Source organism: Salarchaeum japonicum (genome assembly GCF_049705945.1).
Lineage (GTDB): Archaea > Halobacteriota > Halobacteria > Halobacteriales > Halobacteriaceae > Salarchaeum > Salarchaeum japonicum_A.
Genome location: NZ_JBNAMV010000004.1, coordinates 568,746 through 589,152 on the forward strand (window position 1 = coordinate 568,746; position 20,407 = coordinate 589,152).

The 20,407-nt window shown below is 67.2% G+C and carries 26 protein-coding genes; 16 read left to right on the top strand and 10 right to left on the bottom strand.

What is annotated here, in order from left to right:
• Positions 1-26 precede the first annotated feature (26 nt).
• From ACOZ4O_RS04680 to ACOZ4O_RS04690, 3 genes are read left to right on the top strand one after another with little or no spacing between them, the layout of a single operon-like run.
• Positions 27-320 (top strand): hypothetical protein, encoded by a 294-nt coding sequence (locus ACOZ4O_RS04680; RefSeq protein WP_424524154.1) that lies wholly within the window; start codon positions 27-29, stop codon positions 318-320.
• 48 nt (positions 321-368) lie between these two features.
• Positions 369-1,229, top strand: a complete 861-nt coding sequence (locus tag ACOZ4O_RS04685; RefSeq protein WP_424524155.1) for a 3-hydroxyacyl-CoA dehydrogenase family protein — start codon at positions 369-371, stop codon at positions 1,227-1,229.
• 31 nt (positions 1,230-1,260) lie between these two features.
• On the top strand, positions 1,261-1,437 hold the full coding sequence (locus ACOZ4O_RS04690) for a hypothetical protein (RefSeq protein WP_424524156.1): 177 nt from the start codon (positions 1,261-1,263) through the stop codon (positions 1,435-1,437).
• Here ACOZ4O_RS04690 and ACOZ4O_RS04695 read toward each other — a convergent pair whose 3' ends face one another.
• Positions 1,438-2,478 carry a phytoene/squalene synthase family protein gene (locus ACOZ4O_RS04695; protein ID WP_424524157.1) on the bottom strand — a complete coding sequence of 347 codons (1,041 nt, stop codon included), beginning with the start codon at positions 2,476-2,478 and terminating at the stop codon, positions 1,438-1,440.
• Between the two features lie 89 nt (positions 2,479-2,567).
• Between ACOZ4O_RS04695 and ACOZ4O_RS04700 the strand changes: the two genes are divergently transcribed.
• The 4 genes from ACOZ4O_RS04700 (at position 2,568) to ACOZ4O_RS04715 (ending at position 5,824) form a co-directional block, all read left to right on the top strand.
• Positions 2,568-3,698, top strand: a complete 1,131-nt coding sequence (locus ACOZ4O_RS04700; protein WP_424524158.1) for an acyl-CoA dehydrogenase family protein — start codon at positions 2,568-2,570, stop codon at positions 3,696-3,698.
• Between the two features lie 91 nt (positions 3,699-3,789).
• Entirely contained in the window at positions 3,790-4,062 is a 273-nt protein-coding gene (locus ACOZ4O_RS04705; RefSeq protein ID WP_424524159.1) for a DUF7111 family protein, read from the top strand.
• 236 nt (positions 4,063-4,298) lie between these two features.
• Positions 4,299-5,465, top strand: a complete 1,167-nt coding sequence (locus ACOZ4O_RS04710) for a thiolase C-terminal domain-containing protein (protein WP_424524160.1) — start codon at positions 4,299-4,301, stop codon at positions 5,463-5,465.
• Positions 5,462-5,824 carry a Zn-ribbon domain-containing OB-fold protein gene (locus tag ACOZ4O_RS04715; protein ID WP_424524161.1) on the top strand — a complete coding sequence of 121 codons (363 nt, stop codon included), beginning with the start codon at positions 5,462-5,464 and terminating at the stop codon, positions 5,822-5,824. The genes ACOZ4O_RS04710 and ACOZ4O_RS04715 overlap by 4 nt, the downstream gene beginning before the upstream one ends.
• On the opposite strand, the gene ACOZ4O_RS04720 is transcribed toward ACOZ4O_RS04715, so the two are convergent.
• Genes ACOZ4O_RS04720 through ACOZ4O_RS04730 form a run of 3 tightly spaced genes read right to left on the bottom strand, consistent with a single transcriptional unit; the run spans position 5,801 to position 8,144 of the window.
• Entirely contained in the window at positions 5,801-6,736 is a 936-nt protein-coding gene (locus tag ACOZ4O_RS04720) for an alpha/beta fold hydrolase (protein WP_424524162.1), read from the bottom strand. The genes ACOZ4O_RS04715 and ACOZ4O_RS04720 overlap by 24 nt on opposite strands.
• A 25-nt stretch (positions 6,737-6,761) precedes the next feature.
• Positions 6,762-7,730 carry a methylmalonyl Co-A mutase-associated GTPase MeaB gene (gene meaB, locus ACOZ4O_RS04725; protein WP_424524163.1) on the bottom strand — a complete coding sequence of 323 codons (969 nt, stop codon included), beginning with the start codon at positions 7,728-7,730 and terminating at the stop codon, positions 6,762-6,764.
• A complete protein-coding gene (locus ACOZ4O_RS04730) occupies positions 7,731-8,144 on the bottom strand; it encodes a cobalamin B12-binding domain-containing protein (RefSeq protein ID WP_424524164.1) in 414 nt (137 codons plus the stop codon).
• 127 nt (positions 8,145-8,271) lie between these two features.
• On the opposite strand from ACOZ4O_RS04730, the gene ACOZ4O_RS04735 reads away from it, so the two are divergent.
• The gene (locus ACOZ4O_RS04735; protein WP_424524165.1) at positions 8,272-8,871 is read left to right on the top strand and encodes a DUF420 domain-containing protein; all 600 of its coding nucleotides are present in this window, start codon (positions 8,272-8,274) and stop codon (positions 8,869-8,871) included.
• A 139-nt stretch (positions 8,872-9,010) separates the two neighbouring features.
• Here ACOZ4O_RS04735 and ACOZ4O_RS04740 read toward each other — a convergent pair whose 3' ends face one another.
• From ACOZ4O_RS04740 to cyoE, 4 genes are read right to left on the bottom strand one after another with little or no spacing between them, the layout of a single operon-like run.
• Complete coding sequence (locus ACOZ4O_RS04740; RefSeq protein WP_424524166.1) at positions 9,011-9,757, bottom strand: ABC transporter permease; 747 nt, start codon at positions 9,755-9,757, stop codon at positions 9,011-9,013.
• Positions 9,754-10,683 carry an ABC transporter ATP-binding protein gene (locus ACOZ4O_RS04745; protein ID WP_424524167.1) on the bottom strand — a complete coding sequence of 310 codons (930 nt, stop codon included), beginning with the start codon at positions 10,681-10,683 and terminating at the stop codon, positions 9,754-9,756. The genes ACOZ4O_RS04740 and ACOZ4O_RS04745 overlap by 4 nt, the downstream gene beginning before the upstream one ends.
• 38 nt (positions 10,684-10,721) lie before the next feature.
• Positions 10,722-10,985, bottom strand: coding sequence for a hypothetical protein (locus tag ACOZ4O_RS04750; RefSeq protein ID WP_424524168.1), 264 nt, complete (start codon positions 10,983-10,985; stop codon positions 10,722-10,724).
• Between the two features lie 32 nt (positions 10,986-11,017).
• The gene (gene cyoE, locus ACOZ4O_RS04755) at positions 11,018-12,415 is read right to left on the bottom strand and encodes a heme o synthase (RefSeq protein WP_424524169.1); all 1,398 of its coding nucleotides are present in this window, start codon (positions 12,413-12,415) and stop codon (positions 11,018-11,020) included.
• Positions 12,416-12,513: 98 nt separating this feature from the next.
• On the opposite strand from cyoE, the gene coxB reads away from it, so the two are divergent.
• Together coxB and ACOZ4O_RS04765 are read left to right on the top strand one after the other, a co-directional pair.
• Positions 12,514-13,302: a cytochrome c oxidase subunit II gene (gene coxB, locus ACOZ4O_RS04760; RefSeq protein ID WP_424524170.1), complete on the top strand. Its 789-nt coding sequence runs from the start codon at positions 12,514-12,516 to the stop codon at positions 13,300-13,302.
• Positions 13,303-13,396: 94 nt separating this feature from the next.
• Positions 13,397-14,038 carry an SDR family oxidoreductase gene (locus tag ACOZ4O_RS04765; protein WP_424524171.1) on the top strand — a complete coding sequence of 214 codons (642 nt, stop codon included), beginning with the start codon at positions 13,397-13,399 and terminating at the stop codon, positions 14,036-14,038.
• A gap of 87 nt (positions 14,039-14,125) precedes the next feature.
• Here the strand turns inward: ACOZ4O_RS04765 and ACOZ4O_RS04770 are convergent, their stop codons facing one another.
• Positions 14,126-14,998 carry a cytochrome c oxidase subunit 3 gene (locus tag ACOZ4O_RS04770; protein ID WP_424524172.1) on the bottom strand — a complete coding sequence of 291 codons (873 nt, stop codon included), beginning with the start codon at positions 14,996-14,998 and terminating at the stop codon, positions 14,126-14,128.
• A gap of 86 nt (positions 14,999-15,084) precedes the next feature.
• On the opposite strand from ACOZ4O_RS04770, the gene ACOZ4O_RS04775 reads away from it, so the two are divergent.
• The 6 genes from ACOZ4O_RS04775 (at position 15,085) to ACOZ4O_RS04800 (ending at position 19,689) form a co-directional block, all read left to right on the top strand.
• Positions 15,085-16,455, top strand: coding sequence for a hypothetical protein (locus ACOZ4O_RS04775; protein WP_424524173.1), 1,371 nt, complete (start codon positions 15,085-15,087; stop codon positions 16,453-16,455).
• The gene (locus ACOZ4O_RS04780; protein WP_424524174.1) at positions 16,452-16,709 is read left to right on the top strand and encodes a DUF7410 domain-containing protein; all 258 of its coding nucleotides are present in this window, start codon (positions 16,452-16,454) and stop codon (positions 16,707-16,709) included. The genes ACOZ4O_RS04775 and ACOZ4O_RS04780 overlap by 4 nt, the downstream gene beginning before the upstream one ends.
• Positions 16,710-16,748: 39 nt before the next feature.
• Entirely contained in the window at positions 16,749-17,105 is a 357-nt protein-coding gene (locus ACOZ4O_RS04785) for a DUF7541 family protein (protein WP_424524175.1), read from the top strand.
• A 36-nt stretch (positions 17,106-17,141) separates the two neighbouring features.
• A complete protein-coding gene (locus ACOZ4O_RS04790; protein ID WP_424524176.1) occupies positions 17,142-17,360 on the top strand; it encodes a DUF6684 family protein in 219 nt (72 codons plus the stop codon).
• Between the two features lie 56 nt (positions 17,361-17,416).
• The gene (locus ACOZ4O_RS04795; RefSeq protein WP_424524177.1) at positions 17,417-19,252 is read left to right on the top strand and encodes a cbb3-type cytochrome c oxidase subunit I; all 1,836 of its coding nucleotides are present in this window, start codon (positions 17,417-17,419) and stop codon (positions 19,250-19,252) included.
• A gap of 176 nt (positions 19,253-19,428) precedes the next feature.
• Positions 19,429-19,689 (top strand): DUF7520 family protein, encoded by a 261-nt coding sequence (locus ACOZ4O_RS04800; RefSeq protein WP_424524178.1) that lies wholly within the window; start codon positions 19,429-19,431, stop codon positions 19,687-19,689.
• On the opposite strand, the gene ACOZ4O_RS04805 is transcribed toward ACOZ4O_RS04800, so the two are convergent.
• Positions 19,686-20,351 carry a haloacid dehalogenase type II gene (locus ACOZ4O_RS04805; RefSeq protein WP_424524179.1) on the bottom strand — a complete coding sequence of 222 codons (666 nt, stop codon included), beginning with the start codon at positions 20,349-20,351 and terminating at the stop codon, positions 19,686-19,688. The genes ACOZ4O_RS04800 and ACOZ4O_RS04805 overlap by 4 nt on opposite strands.
• Between the last annotated feature and the right edge of the window lie 56 nt (positions 20,352-20,407).

Below are 20,407 nucleotides of genomic sequence, written 5' to 3' on the forward strand. Positions count from 1 at the left end.
TATCCTGCTCGTGAAAGGTTCGAACGATGTCCTCCACCAGCATCCCGGACCCGCTCGTCGGACGCTTCCGATGGGCGGTCGGGGAAAGTCTCGTCATCGCCGGAATATTCGCGTTCTGGATACTGCTCGCCGCCGCCCTCAACACAGCCTTGGGCATTCTCACGTACGTATTCGCGCGACTCGACGTTCACGCGATTTACTTGCTCGACGACCTTGCCGTGCTGTGGCCGACCGTCGTCCCGCTCGCGTTCGTCACGGCCGTACTCTACACGGTTGTTCGCGCTGGGACGCTACTTATCGACCACTACTGGCACGAGTGACCGGACGACTCCGCTACCTTTAGGCACGGCTCGCGTCGATTCTCTGGTATGCGTGGATTCGACGAGATAGAGACCGTGGGCGTCGTGGGCGCGGGAACGATGGGAAGCGGTATCGCGCAGGTCGCCGCGACCCACGGCTACGACGTGGTGATGCGGGACGTCGAGGAGGACTTCGTGGAGTCCGGGTTCGACACCATCCGGGACAGCCTCGACCGGTTCGTGAAGAAGGAGAAACTCAGTGAGGCGGAGCGTGACGGCGTCCTCGACCGAATCGCGGGGACGACGGCGCTCGACGACCTCGCGGACGCCGACCTCGTCGTCGAGGCCGCGGTGGAGAACATGGACATCAAGCAGGACATCTTCGCCGACCTCGACGCGACCGTGGACGACGACGTGGTGCTCGCGACGAACACGAGCACGCTCTCCATCACCACCATCGCGTCCGCGACCGAGCGCCCCGACCACGTCGTCGGCCTGCACTTCATGAACCCCGTTCCCGTGATGAAGGGCGTCGAAGTCGTCGCCGGAGAGAAGACCGACGACGACGCGACCGCGCTCGCCCACGAGTTCGCCGAGTCCCTGGAGAAGGAGACCTGGGAGTCCGACGACAAACCCGGGTTCGTCTCCAACCGCATCCTGATGCCCTGGATAAACGAGGGCATCCGGGCGTTCGACGAGGGCGTCGCCACGAAGGAGGACATCGACACGGGCATGAAACTCGGTACGAACGTCCCGATGGGTCCCCTCGAACTCGCGGACCACATCGGCCTCGACGTCTGCCTCGACGCCACTCAGACCCTGCACGACGAACTCGGCGACCGCTACAAGCCCGCCTACCTCCTCAAGCGCAAGGTCGACGCCGGCGACCTCGGAAAGAAGACCGGCCAGGGCTTCTACGAGTACGACTAGATTTTTGCCGGCGGCCGAGAAAACGAGGCGTATGAGCGACACTTCGTCCATCGTCGCGACGGCCGTCGCCGCGGCCTGTTTCGTGTTCGGCGTGTACGCCTACACCGTGCTCGGCTGGCGGTTCGGCGGCGACGGGAACACCGTAGGAACAGCCATCGGCGCGGCGGTCGCGGTCGGCGCGGTCGCGGTGACGCTGCTGCGTCGGTAACTAGTACGTGTAAGGGCTGTCCGCTATCTCGTCGCGGAGCGTCTCCAGGTCGTCGCGGCGCACGCCGTCGCTGAACCGCTGGATGAGTGAGAACACCTCGGTCTTCGAGACCTTCGCGTCGCCGGTGCGGAGCACGTCCTGCGGGCGCTGGCGGAGTTCGCGCATGGTACCGACGGCGAGCAGGTAGGGGATGGCCCACGCGGCGAGCGTGTTCCCGTACTTGAGCGGGAGGTGTTCGAGATAGGTCTGCGCGCCGTCCGCGTACCCGTCCGCGTGCCCGACGAGGCGCTCGATGACGTCCGCGACCGCGGCCTCGTTGTTCGGGTCGTTCACGGCGTCCTGGTCGATACCGGCCTCGTCCAGCCACTCCTGCGGGAGGTAGACGTTGTCCTCGCTCTCGTAGTCGTCACGTACGTCCTTCGCGACGTTCACGAGCTGGAGGAGAAGCGCGAAGTCCTCGGCGTTCTCCCGGAGCACGCGCTCGCGCTCGGGGGACGTGTGGCGGACGAGGAGGTTCGTCACGAGGTCGCCGACGGTGCCGGCGGCGTACCAGCAGTACTCTTCGAGTTCCTCGACGGAGTGGATTCGGAGGCCGCCGGTGTCGGCGTGCCGCGCGACGAACTCCGCCATCCCCTCGACGAGTTCGTGAACGGGCGGCAACATGGCTTCGCGGTCGGCGGCCGGGAGGCTCTCGAACGCGGCGACCGGACGGTCGGCGTTCGCGACCACGTCCCAGTCCGCGTCCCGGTCCGCGGGCACCCAGGGTTCGACCGCGTCCGCGAAGTCATCGATGGTCGTCTCCTGTTCGGGGTCGAGCGTGTCGGCGTACGTCCGGAGGACGGCGGCCTTCTCGTCCGCAGGGATGTGGCCGGCGTCCTCGACGGTGTCCGCGACCCGACACAGGAGATAGCCGACACAGATCCGGGATGCCATCGGCTCGTCGAGGACGTCGACGGTGATGGCGAAAGTCCGGGAGACACCGTCGACCGCGTCGAAACACCACGCCACGTCGGCGGTTCGGCTGCTCGCACGCTCGCGCATTAGCCCCACTAAGGGGCCGCAGAAACGAAAAGCCACCGGGCGAGAGGCGCGAACGGAACCCCTAAGGATTGACACTCGAAGGCTAGCGTATGGATTTCAGCCCGAGCGCGGAACAACGGCAGATTCGGGAGATGGTGGCGGAGTTCGTGGACGAGGAAGTGAAGCCGCGCGCGGCGGAGATCGACGAGACCGACGAGGTGCCGTGGGACCTCATCGACGAGATGGGCGACCTCGGCCTGATGGGGATGCCGTTCCCCGAGGAGTACGACGGCGCGGGCCTCGACTACCACTCGTACGCGCTCGCGTTGGAGGAGATCGCGCGCGGCAGCGGCGGTCTCGGTACCGTCGTCGCGGCGCACACCAGCCTTGCGAGCAACGTCGTCTACCACTACGGTGACGACGACCAGGTCGCGGAGTACCTGCCGGCGATGAACCGCGGGGAGGACCTCGGCGCGTTCGCGCTCTCCGAACCGCAAGCGGGCTCCGACGTGCCCGCGATGCAGACGACGGCGGAGAAGGACGGCGACGAGTACGTCGTGAACGGCGGAAAGCTCTGGATTTCGAACGGCTCCGTCGCCAACACCGTGACGCTGTTCGCGAAGACGGGCGACGAGGAGATTTCGACGTTCGTCGTCCGCCCGGAGGAGGACGACGGCTTCATCGTCGAGGGAACGGAGGACAAACTCGGCGACAAGGGCTGTCCGACCGCCGAACTCCGCTTCGACGACATGCACATCCCCGTGGACCGACGCCTCGGCGACGAGGGCGACGGGTTCCGTCACGCCCTCGAAACCCTGAACGGCGGCCGCATCACCATCGCCGCGCGCTCCATCGGCATCGCCCGCGCCGCGCTCGAAGACTCCCTCGCGTACGCGCAGGACCGCGAGCAGTTCGACCAGCCCATCAGCGAGTTCCAAGCCATCCAGCACAAACTCGCGGACATGGACACGAAAGTCGAGTCCGCACGCATGCTGATGCACAAGGCCGCGGACAAGAAAATCCGGGGCGAGGACTACATCAAGGACGCCGCGCAGGCGAAACTCTACGCGAGCGAGATCTCGCGCGAAGTCGCGAACGAAGCCATCCAGATTCACGGCGGCTACGGCTACACGAAGGACTTCGACGTGGAGCGCTACTACCGCGACGCCAAGCTCAACGAGATCTACGAGGGGACGAGCGAAATCCTCCGGAACACCATCGCGCGCCGCATGATGCAGTAAGCGGCCCTGGAAGACACGAAACGCGGTCGAGCGAATCGGACGGGAGGCGTTCGACCAAAACACCCGTAATCGTTCGGGGAGTGGTCGACGTATGACCGACACCGCCGAGGGGAACGGCATCACCGCCCGGTACTACGAGACCGACGAGGAGCGCGTCCTCGAATTCGAGAAAGGCGGCCACACGGCCGCCATCGCCCAGAACCGAGAGGGCTACGCGATGCTCAAAGTCCGCCCCACCGCGGACGGCGACGAACTCGAACGCTACTACGGCTTCGACATGGCGCTCGACCACGCCGCCGAACTCCTCCACGTCGACCCCACCGACCTCCCCGTCCCCGAACCGGCGGACGACATGGGGATGTAGCCCCACCTTTTTCGCGTGAGGGGATCGCGCAGCGACCCCCTCCGCCAAAACCCTGGAGGGAAAAAGCCGGTCGCCAACGGCGACCGGAGAACGGCGCGCGGCGCGCGCCGATGCCGGATACCGTAGGCCGCCGGATGCTACTGTACTGCCGGCCCGGCGAATCAGCGTTTCGTCGTTTGTCGAATTTCGTCGCCGGTTTCGCGTCTCTTTTAGGGGGAGTTGCCGTACGTCAGGGTATGACTGACCCCCGAGTCGCGGGTGTGGGCCTCACTCACTTCGGCTCCCATCCCGCGCGGACGAGTCGTGACCTCTTCGCGGAGGCCGGGCTGGCGGCGCTCGACGACGCCGGTGTCGACCCCGCGGACGTGGAGGGCGTGTTCTACGGGAACTTCATGGGCGAGATTTCGGAACACCAGGGCCATCAGGGCCCGCTGATGGCGGAAGCCATCGGCGTGGACGCGCCGGCGACGCGGTACGAGTCCGCGTGCGCGTCGAGCGGCGTGGCGCTCCGGCAGGCCGTGCGGGACGTGCGGAACGGCGAGGCGGACGTGCTCGTCGTCGGCGGCGCGGAGCGCATGACGAACCTCGACACGGAGGAGACAACGGAGGCGCTCGCCATCGCGGCGGACGACCTCTACGAGGTTCGCGCCGGACTGACGTTCCCGGGAGCGTACGCGCTGATGGCGGCCGCGTACTTCGACGAGCACGGCGGGAGCCGGGAGGACCTCGCGGAAATCGCGGTGAAGAACCACGCGAACGCCGTCGGGAACGAGCACGCGCAGTTCCAGCGCGAGATAACTGTGGGGGACGCGCTGGACGCGCCGATGGTCGCGGAGCCGCTCGGCCTCTACGACGCCTGCCCCATCACGGACGGCGCGAGCGCCGCGGTGCTCGTGAGCGAGTCCTACGCCGACGAACACGACCTGGACGCGGGCGTCGCGGTTACCGGCACCGGCCAGGGCGGGGACAAGATGGCTCTCCACGACCGCGACGCGCTCGCGCACACGCCCGCCGCGGCCGACGCCGCGGACGAGGCGTTCGCGGACGCCGGCATCAGCACTGACGACGTGGACGTGGCGGAGGTCCACGACTGCTTCACCATCGCGGAAGTCCTCGCGCTCGAAGGCATGGGCTTCTTCGACGAGGGCGAGGGAATCCGAGCGGCCGCGGACGGCGTCACGACGCGGGACGGCGACCTCCCGGTGAACCTCTCCGGCGGCCTGAAGGCGAAGGGGCATCCGGTGGGCGCGACGGGCGTCAGCCAGCTCGCGGAGCTGACATCGCTCCTGCGGGGCGACCACCACAACAGCGAGCACGTCTCCGACGCCCGCGTGGGCGTCGCGCACAACGCCGGCGGCACGGTCGCGTCTGCGACTGTTCACGTCCTAGAAATCCAAGAATGAACGACGGACACGACGACTTCCTCGATGCGTTGGAATCGGGCGACGGCTACTACCTCGAATGCGCGAACGGCCACGGGAGCCTGCCGCCGCGCACGGTCTGCCCGCACTGCGGCGACCGCGACCTCAGCGAGACCGCGCTCCCCGAGTCGGGAACCATCGACTCCTATACGGTGGTGCACGTGCCGACGCCGGCCTTCGCGGACGAGGCGCCGTACGTGACCGCGGTCGCGGACTTCGGTGCCGTTCGGCTGACGGGCCGCGTGCTCGCGGACGAAGAGTCGGTAGACATCGGCGACGAGGTGTCCGCGTCGGTCGGTGGCGAAGAGGAGTCGCGGTCAGTCGTCTTCGAGCCGCGGTAGTTCGCGCGAGAGCGCCGAGAGGAACGCCTCGGGGTGTTCCGCGTGCGGCGTGAGGCGGGCTTCGTTCACGACGACGAGGCGCGTGTCGCCTTCTTCTGCGAGCCGTCGGCCCTCGGTGAGCGTGGTGAGTTCGGCTTCGCGCCCCCAGACGAGCGTCACGGGCGCGTCGAGGTCGGCGAGCTGACTCCCCAAGTCGACGACGGGGTCGAGGTAGCCGCCGACGAACGACGCGGGCGCGAACCGCGCGTTCGCCTGATGGCTGGTCCGCCACTGGTAGTTCACGGTCTCGGCGTCGACGTTCTGCGGGTGGTAGTAGGCGTCGCGCTGGTCGAAGTACTCCAGGCTCGGCTTGGAGACGAGGAGGTTGAACAGGCCGGTGCCGACGACGGGCGCGCGGAAGAGCGCGCGCAGCCACGGTCGCTCGACGGTCGTGTCGGCGGCCGGGCAGACGAGCACGAGCCGGGAGAAGTCGACGGCGTCGGCGGCGATGGCGGCGTGCGCACCCGAGAGCGAGGACGCGAGACAGACGGCGTTCTCGATGCGGTCGCGTGCGAAATCGCGGACGAACGACTCGTAGAGGTCGGTCGTGTACGCGACGGCGGGGCGGTCGCTCCGCCCGAACCCGGGCAGGTCGGGTGCGAGTACGTGGTACTCCTCGGAAAGTCGGTCGACGATGCCGCGGAACTCGTGGCTGGATGCGGCCGCGTGCATCCCGTGCAGGAGGAGGAGGTCGGGGTCGTTCGGGTCGCCGCGTTCGGTGTACGCCACGTCGAACCCGCGCCAGCGATACGTGTGCTGGGTGCCGTCGAGGCCGGGGTGGAGGTCGCCGGCGCGCGCGGTGAGCAGTCTGTTCACGGCCGCCGTGCCGGCGAGACCGCCGGCTGCGCCGGCGAGGAGTCTGCGGAGACGCATAGGAGAACTGGGGGTCGCGAGTCGCTTAGTCGTTGTGTCGGACGGCGTCGCGGAACGGTTCGAGCACGTCGTCCGCGATGGTGTAGGGGTCGGTCTCTCGCGCGACGACCGCGTCCACGAACTCGTCCATACCGTCCCGGCGTTCGATTTCGGCCTCGACGAGCGCGCCCGCGTCGTTCCGGAGGAGCGTCCGTATCTCCTCCGCGTAGCGCTTTCGCTCGATGTCGTCGCGCTTCCCGGTGTCGTCCAGCCAGTCGGCGTGCGCGTCGAACACCGAGAGGAGGTCGTCGACGCCCTCGCCCGTGTTCGCGACCGTCTCGACGATATCGGGTTCCCAGTCGCCGTCCGCGCGGTCGCGCATCTCCAGCATCCCGCGGAGCTCCTGGACCGTTTTGTCGCTCCCGGCGAGGTCGGCCTTGTTCACGACGAACACGTCCCCGATTTCGAGGATGCCGGCCTTGAGCATCTGGACGTCGTCCCCGCTGCTCGGCGGGACGAGCACGGCGACCGTGTCCGCGGTCTTCACCACGTCGACTTCGTTCTGGCCCGCGCCGACGGTCTCGATGAGGATTTTGTCCTTCCCGAACGCGTCGAGCGCTTTCACGGCGTCAGAAGTAGCAGTAGAGAGGCCGCCGAGGGTGCCGCGCGCGCTCATCGACCGGAAGAACACGTCCATGTCGCCGACGTTCGACCCCATGCGGATGCGGTCGCCGAGCACCGCACCCCCCGAGAAGGGACTGGAGGGGTCGACGGCGATGACGCCGACGGTGAGGCCGCGGTCGCGGTACTCGGCCGCGAGTTTGTCGACGAGCGTGGACTTGCCGGCACCGGGGCTGCCGGTAATGCCGATGACGTCGGCGTGGCCGGTGTGTTCGTGGAGCGCGGCGACGATGTCGCGGTAGCCCTCGCTGCGGTTCTCTATCTTGGTGATGGCGCGGGCGAGCGCTCGATGCTTCCCGTCGAGGAGGGCCGAGACGAGTTCTGGGGGTTCCATCTAGCGTTCGGGCACGTTTTTGCGGATGAACTGGATAGTCTCTTCCATCGGCGTCCCGGGGCCGAAGATGGCGTCGACGCCGGCGTCTTCGAGTTCGGGGCGGTCCTCGTCCGGGATGATGCCGCCGACGATGAGGAGCGTGTCCTCGAACGCGCCGTACTCCTCGAGGCCCTCGATGACTTTCGGGACGAGCGTGTTGTGCGCGCCGGAGAGGATGCTGATGCCGACGACGTCCACGTCCTCCTGGACCGCGGCCTGCACGATGTCTTCGGGGGCCTGATGGAGGCCGGAGTAGATGACCTCGAACCCGGCGTCGCGGAAGGCGCGCGCGATGACGTGCGCGCCGCGGTCGTGGCCGTCGAGGCCGACCTTCGCGACGAGGCAGCGGATCTTGCGTTCCGAACTGTCGCTCATGTTCGGATTCTCGACGGAAGTGGGTTTCACTCTAACGGAACCCTATTACACCTTAATTGTACTTGGGCAACCGGAGTTGTATCCGAGAAGCGAAACACCGTAGACGCCGCCCGTTCAGGAGTAGGGTATGGCAGGCTTCCGCGACTGGGCCCGGGAGAACCCGCGCACGCTCACTATCGCCCTCTCGGTTCTGGGGTACGCGCTCGTGTTCGGCGCGTTCGGCGGCGTGCTCCCCGTCCCGAAAATCGGGAAGGAGACGGTGGACCTGTTCAGCCACCTCATCGCGGCCGTCAACACGCTCGCGTTGAGCGCTCTCCTCCTCGGTGTCTACCTCGTGAAGCAGCGCCGCCTCCGCCAGCACCGCGCCGCGATGCTCACCGCGTTCACGCTCATCATGGTCTTCCTCGTGCTCTACCTGTGGAAGGTCGGCGGCGGCTACGAGAAGGAAATCGTCATCCGACAGGGCCAGTTCCTCGCGCAGTACGAGTCCATCGTGTACGGGTCGTACCTCGCGATGCTCGCCATCCACATCCTCCTCTCCGCGGTCTCCGTTCCCTTCGTCCTACACGCGGTCGTGCTCGGCCTCACGCAGCCCATCGACCGACTCGGCGACACCCTCCACCCGCGCGTGGGCCGCATCGCCGCGGCGGCGTGGTCGCTGAGTCTCTTCCTCGGCGTCGTCACGTACTGGATGTTGAACCACGTCTACTCCGCGGTCCCGCGATAAGGAGCGCTGTCGCTCGCGAGTTGTTAGAGTAGACGGGGTAGGTCGGCCGGTGCGTGACCCGCGAGGCGGGCTGAAAGGTGACCAACCGACCGTGCCGTCTACCCGATTTAGTTCGACGCGACGGATAACCCCTGCGATGCTAGTTCTCGCGCCACGGGAGCGCGTACACGCCGACGAGGAACGCGAGCGCCGCGAGCACGAGCGTAACAGCGAACTCGGGAGCAGGGTTTCCGGCGGTGTAGGTGGCGGCGCGGACGCCGCGCGCGAAGTACGTAAGCGGACTGAGGTTCAGCAGCGGGACGAACCACTCGGGGAGCGCGGCGGGCGAGACGAACGTGTCCGAGAGGAAGAGGAGGGGGAGCGCGATGCCGTTCGACATCGAAATCGCGCCGTCTTGGGAGTCCGCGAGACTCCCGAGCACCGCGCCGATTCCGCAGAAGAGCACCGAGGCGACGGGGACGAACGCGACGAGCCACGGGCTGAGCGTGAAGTCCGCGCCGGTGACGGCGAGCGCGCCGACGAGCACGGTACAGGCGGCGGCGATGAGCGCGACGTTCACGAGCGTGTGCGCCGCGAGCCACTCCCACGCCGCGAGCGGGGTCGTGGAGAGTTTCTCGAAACGCGCGCCTTCCCGGTGGCGGGCGACCGTGCTTCCGACGCGACTGAGCGGCGTGAACAGGACGACGGTGGCGAGGTATGCGGGGACGTAGTAGCCCGGCGGCTGGCTGAACAACCCGGTACCGCCGCCACCGGTTCGCACCAATCCGGCGAAGATGACGATGAGGAGGACGGGGAAGAAGAACGTGAAGAACACGGCTGTACGCCGTCGCAGGAACGACTTCAGGGACGCGCGGGCCTCCGAGCGGACGCGGGCGAGCGAACTCACCGAACCACCTCCGGAGAGCGTCCGTCGGCCGCACGGCCGTCAGTCGCGTCGTCGGCGAGCGCGAGGTAGACGTCTTCGAGGTCGGGTTCGCGCCACTCGACCGCGCCGAACGCGAGGCCGCGGGCGTCGAACGCGTCGACGACGCGGCCGATGTCGGTCGCGGGCACGTCCTCGAACACGAGACCGTCGTCCGTCGCGCGCGGTGCGAACTCGGCGTCCGCGAACGCCTCGGGAGTGGCGTCCGTCTCGACGACGACGCGGCTGTCGCCGCCGTACTCCGCGACGAGACTCGACGGGTCGCCCTCCGCCACCAACTGTCCGTCCGCGAGCAGGCCGACGGTGTCCGCGAGGCGCTCCGCCTCGGCCATGTAGTGGGTCGTGAGGAAGATGGTCGTCCCGGAATCCGCGAGGTCTTCGAACACCTCCCAGAGGTCGCGGCGGCCGGCGGGGTCGACCCCCGTGGTCGGTTCGTCCACGAACAGCACGTCCGGGTCGTTCACGAGCGCGCACGCGACGGCGGTGCGGCGCTGTTCGCCCCCGGAGAGGTCGCCGTACCACGTTTCGGTATCGGGGTCGACTCCGACCTCGCGCAGGGCGTCCGCGGGACGCCGCGCGTCCTCGTAGAGGCCGGCGTAGTACGCGACGAGCTCGCGGGGCGTGAGGCGGTCGGGCGGGTCGAACGACTGCGGGAGCAGGCCGAGGCGTTCGCGGCCGGACTCGCGCGGCGACTCGCCGAGCAGGGAGACCGACCCGGTGTCGGGCGTGGCGGTGCCGGTGAGACACCGGACGAGCGTGGTCTTCCCCGCGCCGTTCGGGCCGATGAGCGCGAACACCTCGCCCGCGGGGACGGCCAAGGAGACGCCGTCGAGCGCGCGCGTCCCGTCGTACGACTTCGACACGTCGTCCGCGGCGACGACCGGTTCCATGCGCGAGGCTAGCGCGAATACGGCGGTAAGGGTTCCGATTAGCGCACGTCGCGGTCGTCGAGAGCGCGCGAGACACCGACGACGATGGCGTACAGACCGGCGGTGAGGAGCGCGCCGTAGAACACGGCCTCGGCGAGTCCGCGCCCGAAGTCGGCCAGCAGGTGGGACATATTACCCGCAGTGAAGGAAGAGAACTCGTGGACGGCGGCCCAGATGAGTGTCTGGGCGACGAGGCCGACGAACACGATAGCGACCATGTCGAGGGCTTTCGAGACCAGCCAGTCGGGGGAGGGCTCGGTCATACGCGCGCCTTCCGAGTCGGGCGTGAAAAGTCTTACAGGACGAGGAGTGCGTCTGCGGCGATGGCGACCAAGACCGCGCCGAGGTAGGCGTTCGACGCGTGGAACGCGCGCATCGCGGCGGAGCGGTCGCGTTCGCGGTGGAGGCGGACGACCATCCAGAGGAAGAGCGCGCCGAGCGCCATGCTGGTGGCGGCGAACAGGAAGCCGAGGCGGGACACCCACGCGAGCGCGGCGGCGGCCATCAGGGTCGCGCCGAGGTAGTAGACGATGTGTTTGCGCGTGGGTGCGTCGCCGCGAACGACGGGCATCATCGGGAAGCCGCCGCGGGCGTAGTCGTCCTTGTAGGCGAGCGCGAGGTTGTAGAAGTGCGCGGGCGTCCAGAGGAAGATGACGCCCGCCAGCGCGAACGCGGGGACGCCGAGTTCGTTCGTCACGGCGGCCCAGCCGATGAGCGCGGGGAGCGCGCCCGCAAGGCCGCCGATGACGGTGTTCTGGACGGTGTTCGGCTTGAGGACGAGCGTGTACACCACCGAGTAGAACAGGATGGCGGCGACGCCGAGGCCGGCGGCGAGGAGGTTGAGGTGGAGGAACGCCCACACCGAGGCTGCGGCGAGGAAGACGCCCCACGCGACCGCGTTCCGGATGGGCACCTCGTCGGTGACGGTCGGGCGGTCGTTGGTGCGGTTCATCTTCTCGTCGATGTCGCGTTCGAGTACGTGGTTGAACGTCCCGCTCGCGCCGATGGAGAGCACGCCGCCGAGGAACGTCCAGAACACGGTTTCGACGCTGAGGCCGGGGCCGGCGGCGAGCGCCATCCCCGCGCCGGCGACGAGGCAGAGCAGCCACATCAGTCGCGGTTTCATCAACCGGAAGTAGGCGTAGGCGGTCGCGACGGGACCGGACACCGTAATCGCGGGGTCGGGGTCGGCGTCGCCCTCGCGGGGCTCGGACTCGCTGGAGGGGAGGTCGGCGGTCTGGGATTCGAGCGTCCACGCGAGCGCGAGGACGAGTCCCGCGAAGATGCCGACCCCGACGACGAGGTGGATGGCGGACACCGTCGCGGGCGTTCCGGAGACGGCGGCGAACGCGCCGATGCCGACCTGGACGGGGTAGAGGAGGACGGCCCCCGCGATGGCTGCCTGGACGCGCCGCGGTTCGTCGTTGCGCCACGCGAGTGCGAGCGTCGCGAGTACGAGCGCGGCGACCAAGACGGCGGTTAGTCGATGTCCCCAGACGATAGCGAGGTCGAACGAGGACACCTGAAGCCACTGGCCGCCACAGGCCGGCCACGTCGTGCACGACCGCGCGGCGTCCGTGATGGCTGTCGTCGCACCCACGACGACGAGCGCATACACGCCCATCGTCGCCGCGACGAGCAGCCGCGTGAACCGAACGCGCGCGTCCGACGGAGAGTTGGACACGGTTCTCAATTAGGGCTTGCGCGTCCCCGTACTTGTACTGTCCGCTTGCTTCCCGATACCCGGAAGACAGCAGTATTATTAACCCAGTTCCCGAACCATAGACGTATATGAGAGGAAAGCGGTTGGTGTCCCTGACGGTGGCGGGGCTCGGGTTGCTCGCGCTCGCGGTGACGCCCGCGGCGGCAGCCCCCTCGAACTCGCTGGACGCGATTAACAACGTGAGTAACGTTCTGCTCGCGGCCGCGCTCCCGATCACGATTCTCGTCGAGGCCGCGCTCTTCTACACCGTCTGGAAGTTCCGGAAATCGGACGAACCGAAACCAACGAAGGAGAACCGCCGACTCGAAATCACGTGGACCGTCGCGACCGCCGTGGTCCTGCTGTTCGTCGGCCTCGCCGCGTACGGCGGCCTGGCCGCGCCCGGCGTCACCACGACGGGCGACACCGTGAACGACACGATGGCCCAAGAGGATCCCGTCGTCGTGGACGTCATCGCCTACCAGTGGGGCTGGCGGTTCGAGTACCCGGTCGGTAACGAGACCGTCACCGTGAACAGCACGGAGCAGACGCTCCAGAACTTCACGGTGAACAGCCAACTGGTGTTGCCGGACGACAGCACCGTCGTCCTCCGCCTGCACAGCGAGGACGTGCTGCACGCGGTGCACGTGCCCGCGCTCGGCCTGAAGCAGGACGTGATGCCGTCGCGCGTGAACGTCATGCAGACCACGCTCGACGACGCTGAGCGCGACCAGCCGTACGTGCTCTACTGCGCCGAGTTCTGTGGCGCGGCGCACTCCCAGATGCTCGGGTCGGTGAAGGTCGTGAGCGACTCCGAGTACAAGCAGTTCCTCGCGGAGAACGGCGCGACGAACACCACCGCCAACGCGAGCGCGTAACGCGACATACTCGCTGTTTTTCACGCGATTTCGCTGTCCCGTGTGGTTCGCTGTCGACACCAGACACTTCTCGCTGCGCTGACTACCTCGGGGTATGCGCGTACTCGTCGCCGGTGCACACGGACAGGTCGGACGGCACGTCGTTCGGTTGCTCGCGGAACACGAGGACCACGAGCCAGTCGGACTCGTCCGCAAGCAGGAATACGTCGACGACGTGGCGTCTTGGGGTGGCGAACCGGTTCGGGGTGACGTGACGGACCGTGAGAGCCTCGACAGTGCGTTCGCGGACTGCGACGCCGTCGTGTTCGCCGCGGGGTCGAGCGGCGAGGACGTGTGGGGCGTGGACCGGGACGGCGCGATGGCGTGCGTCGACGCCGCCGAAGCGACCGACACCGAGCGCTTCGTGATGCTGTCCGCGATGAACGCCGACCAGCCACAGGAGAGCCCGGAGGCGCTCCGCGAGTACTTGCGGGCGAAAGCAGCGGCGGACGACTACCTCCGCGAGAGCGAACTCACGTACACGGTCGTGCGGCCGGGCGCGCTCAGCGACGACCCCGGCACGGGCCGCATCCGAGTGGGCGCGGACCTCGACCGCGACGACGCCACGATTCCCCGCGAGGACACCGCCGCGACGCTCGTTGAAACGCTCACTGTCGAGGAGACGAACGGCACGACGTTCGAACTCCTGAGAGGCGATACGGCCATCGAGACGGCGCTCCGCGGTCTCGACAGCTGACTCGGAGGCGCCGTGTCTCGATTGCGGGCGACGCATTCGAGGGAGCTCGCGCTATAGGGTGGCGTCGAAACGAAAGAAGACCGGTGGTTAGAGGCTGGCGCCGAGGCCGGTGCCGAGCTGGCCGCCGACGTAGAGCGCGAGCACGAGGAAGATCCAGACGGCGTCGACGAAGTGCCAGTACCAGGAAACCGTGGTGATGGCGGCGTGGCGCTCGCTGGAGAACTGGCCGCGGATGGCGCGGACGAGGACGATACCGATGAGGAGCACACCGAGCGTCACGTGGAGCCCGTGGAGGCCGGTGAGGCCGAAGAACGCGCTCCCGAAGATACCCTCGCTGAGCGTGAAGCCCTCGTGGACGATGAACTCGTAGTACTCGTACACCTGGCCGCCGAGGAAGACGATGCCGAGGAGGAGCGTGACGGCGAGCCCCGCGACGAACCCGCGGTGGTCGTCCTTCGCGAGGCGTTTCTCCGCCCAGTGGAAGGTGAAGCTGGAGAGGATGAGCAGGATGGTGTTCAGGACGACGAGCGACCCGAAGATACCGCCGTGTGGAAGCGTCCCTTCGCCCCACGCGCCGGAGCGGATGAAGAAGTAGTACGCGAACCCGCCGCCGAACGTCGCGATGTCCGTGGCGAGGAACAACACCATCCCCCAGCGCAGGCTCTTGCCCTCGTTGTGGGATTCGTTGTCCCAGAACTTGTACGTGAAGGCGTGGTATATCCAGCCGAACAGCCCGAACACGAATACGACGGCGGAGAACCCGAACACCGCGATGCCGGGTGTGGTACTGCCGAGGAGGTTGTTGTCCCCGTGCGCGAAGACGTAGAGCATCGCGCCGAGGTAGAGGCCGCTCGCGCCGATAGCGCCGATGAACGGCCACCAACTCGCTTCACCGTAGCCGCGCGGGAAGTCACGGACGGCTGGCAGGAAGCCGTGTCCGCCTGACTCGTCTGCGGTCATATAGCCGGCTGTTGTTCGGCGACCACCAAAAAGCCTCCCAACCGCGTTTCGAAACCGACAGTACCCCGGCACGCGAAACCGCGAGTATGAGTGGCCGGCTTCGCGCCGTCACGGGAACCGCCGCCGTGGTGAGTGCGCTCGTCGCGTTCACTGGCACGGCGCTCGCGCACTCGGGCGGGCTGTCGGGCGCGGCGCCGGACCGGCTGGCGGTGCCGACGTGGCTGTTCCTGTTCACGGGCGGCGGCGTCGTCGGCGCGTCCTTCCTGCTCGCGAGCTTCGCGACCGACCGTGCGTTCATCGAACACGTGCACGAACTCGGCCGCCGCGTCCGGGTTCCCGGGTCCGCGCTCGCGTGGCTCGGCCGGCTCGTCGGCCTCGGCGGACTGTTGCTCGTCGTCGTCTCGGGCTTTTTCGGGCCGACAGCGCCGATGGAGTCCGCGGCTATCGTGGTCGTGTGGGCGGGCTGGTGGGCGGGCTACGCGATGACGACGTACCTCGTCGGGAACACGTGGCCCGCCGTCGACCCGTTCCGCACGCTCGCCCGCCCGCTCGGCGACGGCGTCCGCGAGTACCCCGAGCGACTCGGCGCGTGGCCGAGCGTCGCGTTCCTCCTCGTGCTCGTGTACGTCGAAGTGACGAGTCCGCTCGCGGACGACCCGCGCGTCCTCGCCGCGGTCGCGCTGGCCTACCTCGCGGTCGCGCTCGCCGGGAGCGCCGCCTTCGGCGTCGCGGACTGGTTCGAACGCGTCGACCCGATCTCCCGCATCTTCCGGCTGTACGGCGCGGTCGCGCCGATTACGCGGACCGACGACGGACTCCGTCTGCGGTTGCCGGGCGCGGGATTGGTCGACGACTTGCTCGCGGACCGCTCCGAAGTCGGGTTCGTCGTCGCGCTCGTCTGGGCGACCACGTTCGACGGCCTCACGTCCACGCCGGTCTGGACCGACCTCGCGGAGAGAGTCGTTCCCGCAGGCGTCCCCGCGCCCGTCCTGTACACGGGCGCGCTCGTCGGCGGCTACCTCGTCTTCCTCGGAGTCTATCGGGCGTCCGCGCGGCTCGCGCGCCGAACCGCGCCGACGTACCGGACAGCCGCGGACATCGCGCGACTGTTCGCGCCGTCACTGCTCGCGATAGCCGCCGCCTACCACCTCGCGCACTACCTCACGTACTTCCTCGCGCTCTCCCCGCTGCTCGTGCACGCGCTCGTCACGCCGCTCACCGCAGGGACCGTGCCCGGCCTCACGATTCCGGGCTGGCTGCAGGCCGTCCCGGTCGTGTCCGTGCTCGTCGGCCACCTGCTCGCCATCTGGGTCGCGCACAGCATCGCGTTCGAGACGTTCCCGAGCCGGATTCAGGCGCTCCGCAGCCAGTACGCGGTCACGCTCGTGATGGTGCTGTACACGATGACGAGCCTCTGGATCGTCACCCAGCCCGAACTCCCCACTCCCTACGTATGACCGACACACACGCGCCCGAAAACGCGGATGCATCGACCTGTCCGCACTGCGGGATGGCGTTCCCCACGGAGACGATTCGCGACCTCCACATCGGCCGCAGCCACCGCGACGCGATGCGCGACGGGGAACGCGACGCCTACGAGGAGGCCTACCACGAGGACGCCGACGACCTCCGGCTGTTCCAGTACAAGGCGCTCGGGGCGTTGGTCCTCGTCTACTTCTTCTTCCTCATCACGTACGCAGTCGCCGCGTAAACGATGGGTTTTCTAAGCCTCCCGGCCCAACTTCAGGGCATGGAAGAACAACCCGGACTGAGCGACCAGTACCGGCGGTCGAGTCCGTGGCCGATGTTCATCGCGCTCGGGTTCGTGCTCTCCGAGCTCGGCATTCTGTTCGGCGGCGCGCTCGTCCCGATCGCCGTCGGGGGCGTCGTTCTCCTCGAAGCGAGCGTCATCGGCATCCTCCGCGAGTCCGACTACGCGTCGACGCTCTGGGCGCCCGCACTCGGTATCGGCGCGCTGTTCGCGCTCGCCGGCGGCGCACTCTTCTACTGGGGCCTTCGCATCCGCGCCGTGACCGTCGTCAGCGCCGGCGTCATCGCGTTCCTCGCCGGCATCGGGTTCTGGCTCGACGAGACTGGCCGGCTCTGAAAAGATATTTCCGTCGCCGGCGCGCACAGCCGACTAATGACCGCCAACCTGCTCGACAAGGACGTGCTCCTCGACCTGACGGTCAACTTCGTCCCCCTCGCGATACTCGCGTTCTTCACCGCGATGTTCGTGGTGTTCAACCCCTGGGCTGACGAAGGCCTGTTCGGGCTCGTCCTCCAGTACGCGCTCCTGGTACTGCCGTTCATCGCGCTCGCAATCCTGACGTACGCCGCCGCGAAACGCATCGAAGAATAGTCCCAGACGCAGGCGGAACCTAACCTTTCTTTACGCTCCGGTCCGCAGTCTCGTACATGGAACTCACCCCGCAACTGGTGCTCACCGTGTTGATGGGGGTGCTCCTCGTGGCCGTGGCCGGCTGGCTCACGCGTCTCGAGGACTGGCGCTCCTACTCCCCTGTCGGTGGCGGCGGTCACGGCGAGGGAACTGCATACGGGCACGCGGAGAAACCGAGCGGTCTTACTCGGTGGCTAACGACAGTTGACCACAAGGACATCGGTATCATGTACCTCGTGTACAGCATCGTTACGCTCCTCTGGGGCGGTATGTCGGCGATGCTGATGCGGTTCGAGCTCATCACCCCCGAGATGGACTTCCTCAATACCGTCGGCGGCCTGCTCGGCGGTATCGGCGGGGCGACGCTCTACAACGGCCTTCTCACCACGCACGGGATCACGATGCTGTTCCTGTTCGCCGCGCCGCTGGCGTTCGCGTTCGGGAACTACGTCATCCCGATTCTGGTGGACGCGGACGACATGGCGTTCCCGCGCATCAACGCCATCGCGTTCTGGATTCTTCCGTTCGCGACCTTCCTCATCTGGGCGGGCTACTTCCTGAAACCGCTCGGAATCGACGTTATCCCGGCAGCGACGAGCTGGACGATGTATCCCCCGATAACGGGGAAATCGGCGGCTGAAGGCGCGCTTTACCTTCCGAACCCGGGCGTCGACCTGATGCTTCTCGGCCTGCACCTCTCCGGTATCGCGACGACGATGGCGGGTATCAACTTCATCGCGACCATCGTCGCTGAGCGCAACGTCGCCTGGAAGAAGCTCGACATCTTCAGCTGGACGGTGCTCACGACGAGCGGCATCATCCTGTTCGCGTTCCCGCTGCTCGGCGCGGCGATCATCATGCTGCTGCTTGACCGGAACTTCGGCACGACGTTCTTCACCGTCGAGGGCGGTGGAACGATGCTCTGGCAGCACCTCTTCTGGTTCTTCGGCCACCCAGAGGTGTACATCCTCGTGCTGCCGCCGATGGGCGTCCTGAGCCTGCTCATCCCGAAGTTCTCGGGTCGGAAGCTGTTCGGGTTCAAGTTCGTCGTGTACTCGACGCTCGCAATCGGCGTCCTCTCCTTCGGCGTGTGGGCGCACCACATGTTCACGACGGGGATGGACCCCCGGCTCCGCGCGAGCTTCATGGCCGTCTCGCTCGCTATCGCGATACCGAGCGCGGTGAAGACGTTCAACTGGATTACGACGATGTGGAACGGGAAGATACGGCTGACCGCACCGATGCTGTTCTGCGTCGGCGCGCTCCAGAACTTCATCCTCGGCGGCGTGACGGGCGTGTTCCTCGCGTCCATCCCGTTCGACCTCCTGATGCACGACACCTACTACGTGGTCGGTCACTTCCACCTCATCGTGTTCGGGATGATCGGGTTCGCGCTGTTCGCCGCGACGTACTACTACTTCCCGCTCATCACGGGCCGCCTCTACAATAAGAAGCTCGCACAGTGGCACTTCTGGCTCTCCATCATCGGCGGGAACGTCACGTTCATCGCCATGCTCATCCTCGGCTACGGCGGGATGCCGCGTCGGTACGCGACGTTCGACATCTCGATGGTCGCCGGGAACCACGAGGCGCTGCAGAGCCTGTTCGTCAGCGGGCACGGCATCGCGACGCTCGGCGCGGTCATCATGGCCGTCGGACAGGTCATCTGGCTCTGGAACATGGTTCAGTCCTTCCGCGGCGGCAAGCGCGTCGAGGACGGTGACCCGTGGAACCTGAAAGAGACGGACCAGTTCACGCGCGAGTGGGCGTGGTTCGAGCAGAAACTTCAGACGAAACTCCCTGACGGCGGCGAGGAAGACGCGGAGGCGGACGCGGCGCAGTCCGCCGACTGACTTCGAAAATCTCGGTTTCGGTTCTCCGTTTTAGTTCAGTACGAGGACGAATCCCGTGACGAACATGAGGAGTGCGACACCGATGAGTGTGACCAAGAGGATGTCCGACTCGTCCATAGTCGATTCTGCGGGACGAGAGCGCAAAAGCCTACTCACTCCGGCCGCAAGCAGTTCGTGTGCGCGAAGAAACGTCCGGTCGGCGCGTCATCAAGACGATGTACGTAGTGACCATTCTGGTCATTGGTGTGTTCGGCTACCTCATCGGTCTCGCAATCCAACCCCGGCTCGAGGAACTGGGCGTGTCGTCGATCGGCGTGGGGCCGCTGATGCTCTCGATGTCCCCGCTGAATCTCGCGGTTCTCGGGATGGTGCTGGTCGGTTCGGGGCTCACGGTCGCGTTCGGACTGGTGGCGCTCGTCTCCCGGTATAAGGCCTAGAACGCGTCCGGGAGCGCGGCGAGCGACTCGACTTCAATGGTCGCAGCGCCGCCGACGCGTTCTTCGGGGTCGTTGTTCCGGTTCACCCAGGCGGCGTTCATGCCGGCGTTCGAGGCGCCGGCGACGTCCCACGCGTTGGAGGAGACGAGCCAGCATTCGTCGAGGGCTCGGTCGAGTTCGCTCGCGGCGTGTTCGTACACTGCGGGCGACGGTTTGAACGTGGAGACGGTGTCCGCGCTGAGAATTCGGGAGACGCGTTCGTCGATTCCGGTGGTGCTAGCGAGCGTTTCGAGCATCTCGGGGTTGCCGTTGGAGAGAACGGCGAGGTCGAACTCGCCTTGGAGGTCGTCGAGCGCGTCGAGTGCGTCGGGAAACGGGTCGAGAGTGTCGTAGGCGTCGAGGATGCGGTTTCGCGTCTCCTCGCTCGGCGATTCGTTGTGGCGGGCGAGCGCGTAGTCGAGCGCGTCCGCCGTGACCGCGCGGAACGTCGCGTAGTCGTTCATCTGGGAGCGCTGCTGCGCGTAGGAGAGTTGGCGTCGTCGCCACGTCGCGTCGATGTTCGCCGCGTGCGCGGCGCTCGCGTCGAGTTCGCGACGGAGCGCGGCGGTGACGCTGGACGTGTCGCAGAGCGTGCCGTACATGTCGAAGCAGAGCGCGTCCATGCGAGCCGTTTCTGGCGCGAGTGACAAAGTCGTGTCCGCCATCCGGATTATGTGTC

Bases quoted from the DNA above. Each gene is read 5' to 3' on its own strand.
- ACOZ4O_RS04790 (WP_424524176.1), top strand. From the start codon at position 17,142: ATGACCGCCAACCTGCTCGACAAGGACGTGCTCCTCGACCTGACGGTC.
- ACOZ4O_RS04690 (WP_424524156.1), top strand. From the start codon at position 1,261: ATGAGCGACACTTCGTCCATCGTCGCGACGGCCGTCGCCGCGGCCTGT.
- ACOZ4O_RS04775 (WP_424524173.1), top strand. From the start codon at position 15,085: ATGAGTGGCCGGCTTCGCGCCGTCACGGGAACCGCCGCCGTGGTGAGT.
- meaB (WP_424524163.1), bottom strand. From the start codon at position 7,730: ATGGAACCCCCAGAACTCGTCTCGGCCCTCCTCGACGGGAAGCATCGA.
- ACOZ4O_RS04720 (WP_424524162.1), bottom strand. From the start codon at position 6,736: ATGCGTCTCCGCAGACTCCTCGCCGGCGCAGCCGGCGGTCTCGCCGGC.
- ACOZ4O_RS04695 (WP_424524157.1), bottom strand. From the start codon at position 2,478: ATGCGCGAGCGTGCGAGCAGCCGAACCGCCGACGTGGCGTGGTGTTTC.
- ACOZ4O_RS04680 (WP_424524154.1), top strand. From the start codon at position 27: ATGTCCTCCACCAGCATCCCGGACCCGCTCGTCGGACGCTTCCGATGG.
- ACOZ4O_RS04735 (WP_424524165.1), top strand. From the start codon at position 8,272: ATGGCAGGCTTCCGCGACTGGGCCCGGGAGAACCCGCGCACGCTCACT.
- ACOZ4O_RS04785 (WP_424524175.1), top strand. From the start codon at position 16,749: ATGGAAGAACAACCCGGACTGAGCGACCAGTACCGGCGGTCGAGTCCG.
- ACOZ4O_RS04780 (WP_424524174.1), top strand. From the start codon at position 16,452: ATGACCGACACACACGCGCCCGAAAACGCGGATGCATCGACCTGTCCG.
- ACOZ4O_RS04745 (WP_424524167.1), bottom strand. From the start codon at position 10,683: ATGGAACCGGTCGTCGCCGCGGACGACGTGTCGAAGTCGTACGACGGG.
- ACOZ4O_RS04765 (WP_424524171.1), top strand. From the start codon at position 13,397: ATGCGCGTACTCGTCGCCGGTGCACACGGACAGGTCGGACGGCACGTC.
- ACOZ4O_RS04685 (WP_424524155.1), top strand. From the start codon at position 369: ATGCGTGGATTCGACGAGATAGAGACCGTGGGCGTCGTGGGCGCGGGA.
- ACOZ4O_RS04750 (WP_424524168.1), bottom strand. From the start codon at position 10,985: ATGACCGAGCCCTCCCCCGACTGGCTGGTCTCGAAAGCCCTCGACATG.
- ACOZ4O_RS04700 (WP_424524158.1), top strand. From the start codon at position 2,568: ATGGATTTCAGCCCGAGCGCGGAACAACGGCAGATTCGGGAGATGGTG.
- ACOZ4O_RS04795 (WP_424524177.1), top strand. From the start codon at position 17,417: ATGGAACTCACCCCGCAACTGGTGCTCACCGTGTTGATGGGGGTGCTC.
- ACOZ4O_RS04710 (WP_424524160.1), top strand. From the start codon at position 4,299: ATGACTGACCCCCGAGTCGCGGGTGTGGGCCTCACTCACTTCGGCTCC.
- ACOZ4O_RS04730 (WP_424524164.1), bottom strand. From the start codon at position 8,144: ATGAGCGACAGTTCGGAACGCAAGATCCGCTGCCTCGTCGCGAAGGTC.
- ACOZ4O_RS04805 (WP_424524179.1), bottom strand. From the start codon at position 20,351: ATGGACGCGCTCTGCTTCGACATGTACGGCACGCTCTGCGACACGTCC.
- coxB (WP_424524170.1), top strand. From the start codon at position 12,514: ATGAGAGGAAAGCGGTTGGTGTCCCTGACGGTGGCGGGGCTCGGGTTG.
- ACOZ4O_RS04705 (WP_424524159.1), top strand. From the start codon at position 3,790: ATGACCGACACCGCCGAGGGGAACGGCATCACCGCCCGGTACTACGAG.
- ACOZ4O_RS04715 (WP_424524161.1), top strand. From the start codon at position 5,462: ATGAACGACGGACACGACGACTTCCTCGATGCGTTGGAATCGGGCGAC.
- ACOZ4O_RS04770 (WP_424524172.1), bottom strand. From the start codon at position 14,998: ATGACCGCAGACGAGTCAGGCGGACACGGCTTCCTGCCAGCCGTCCGT.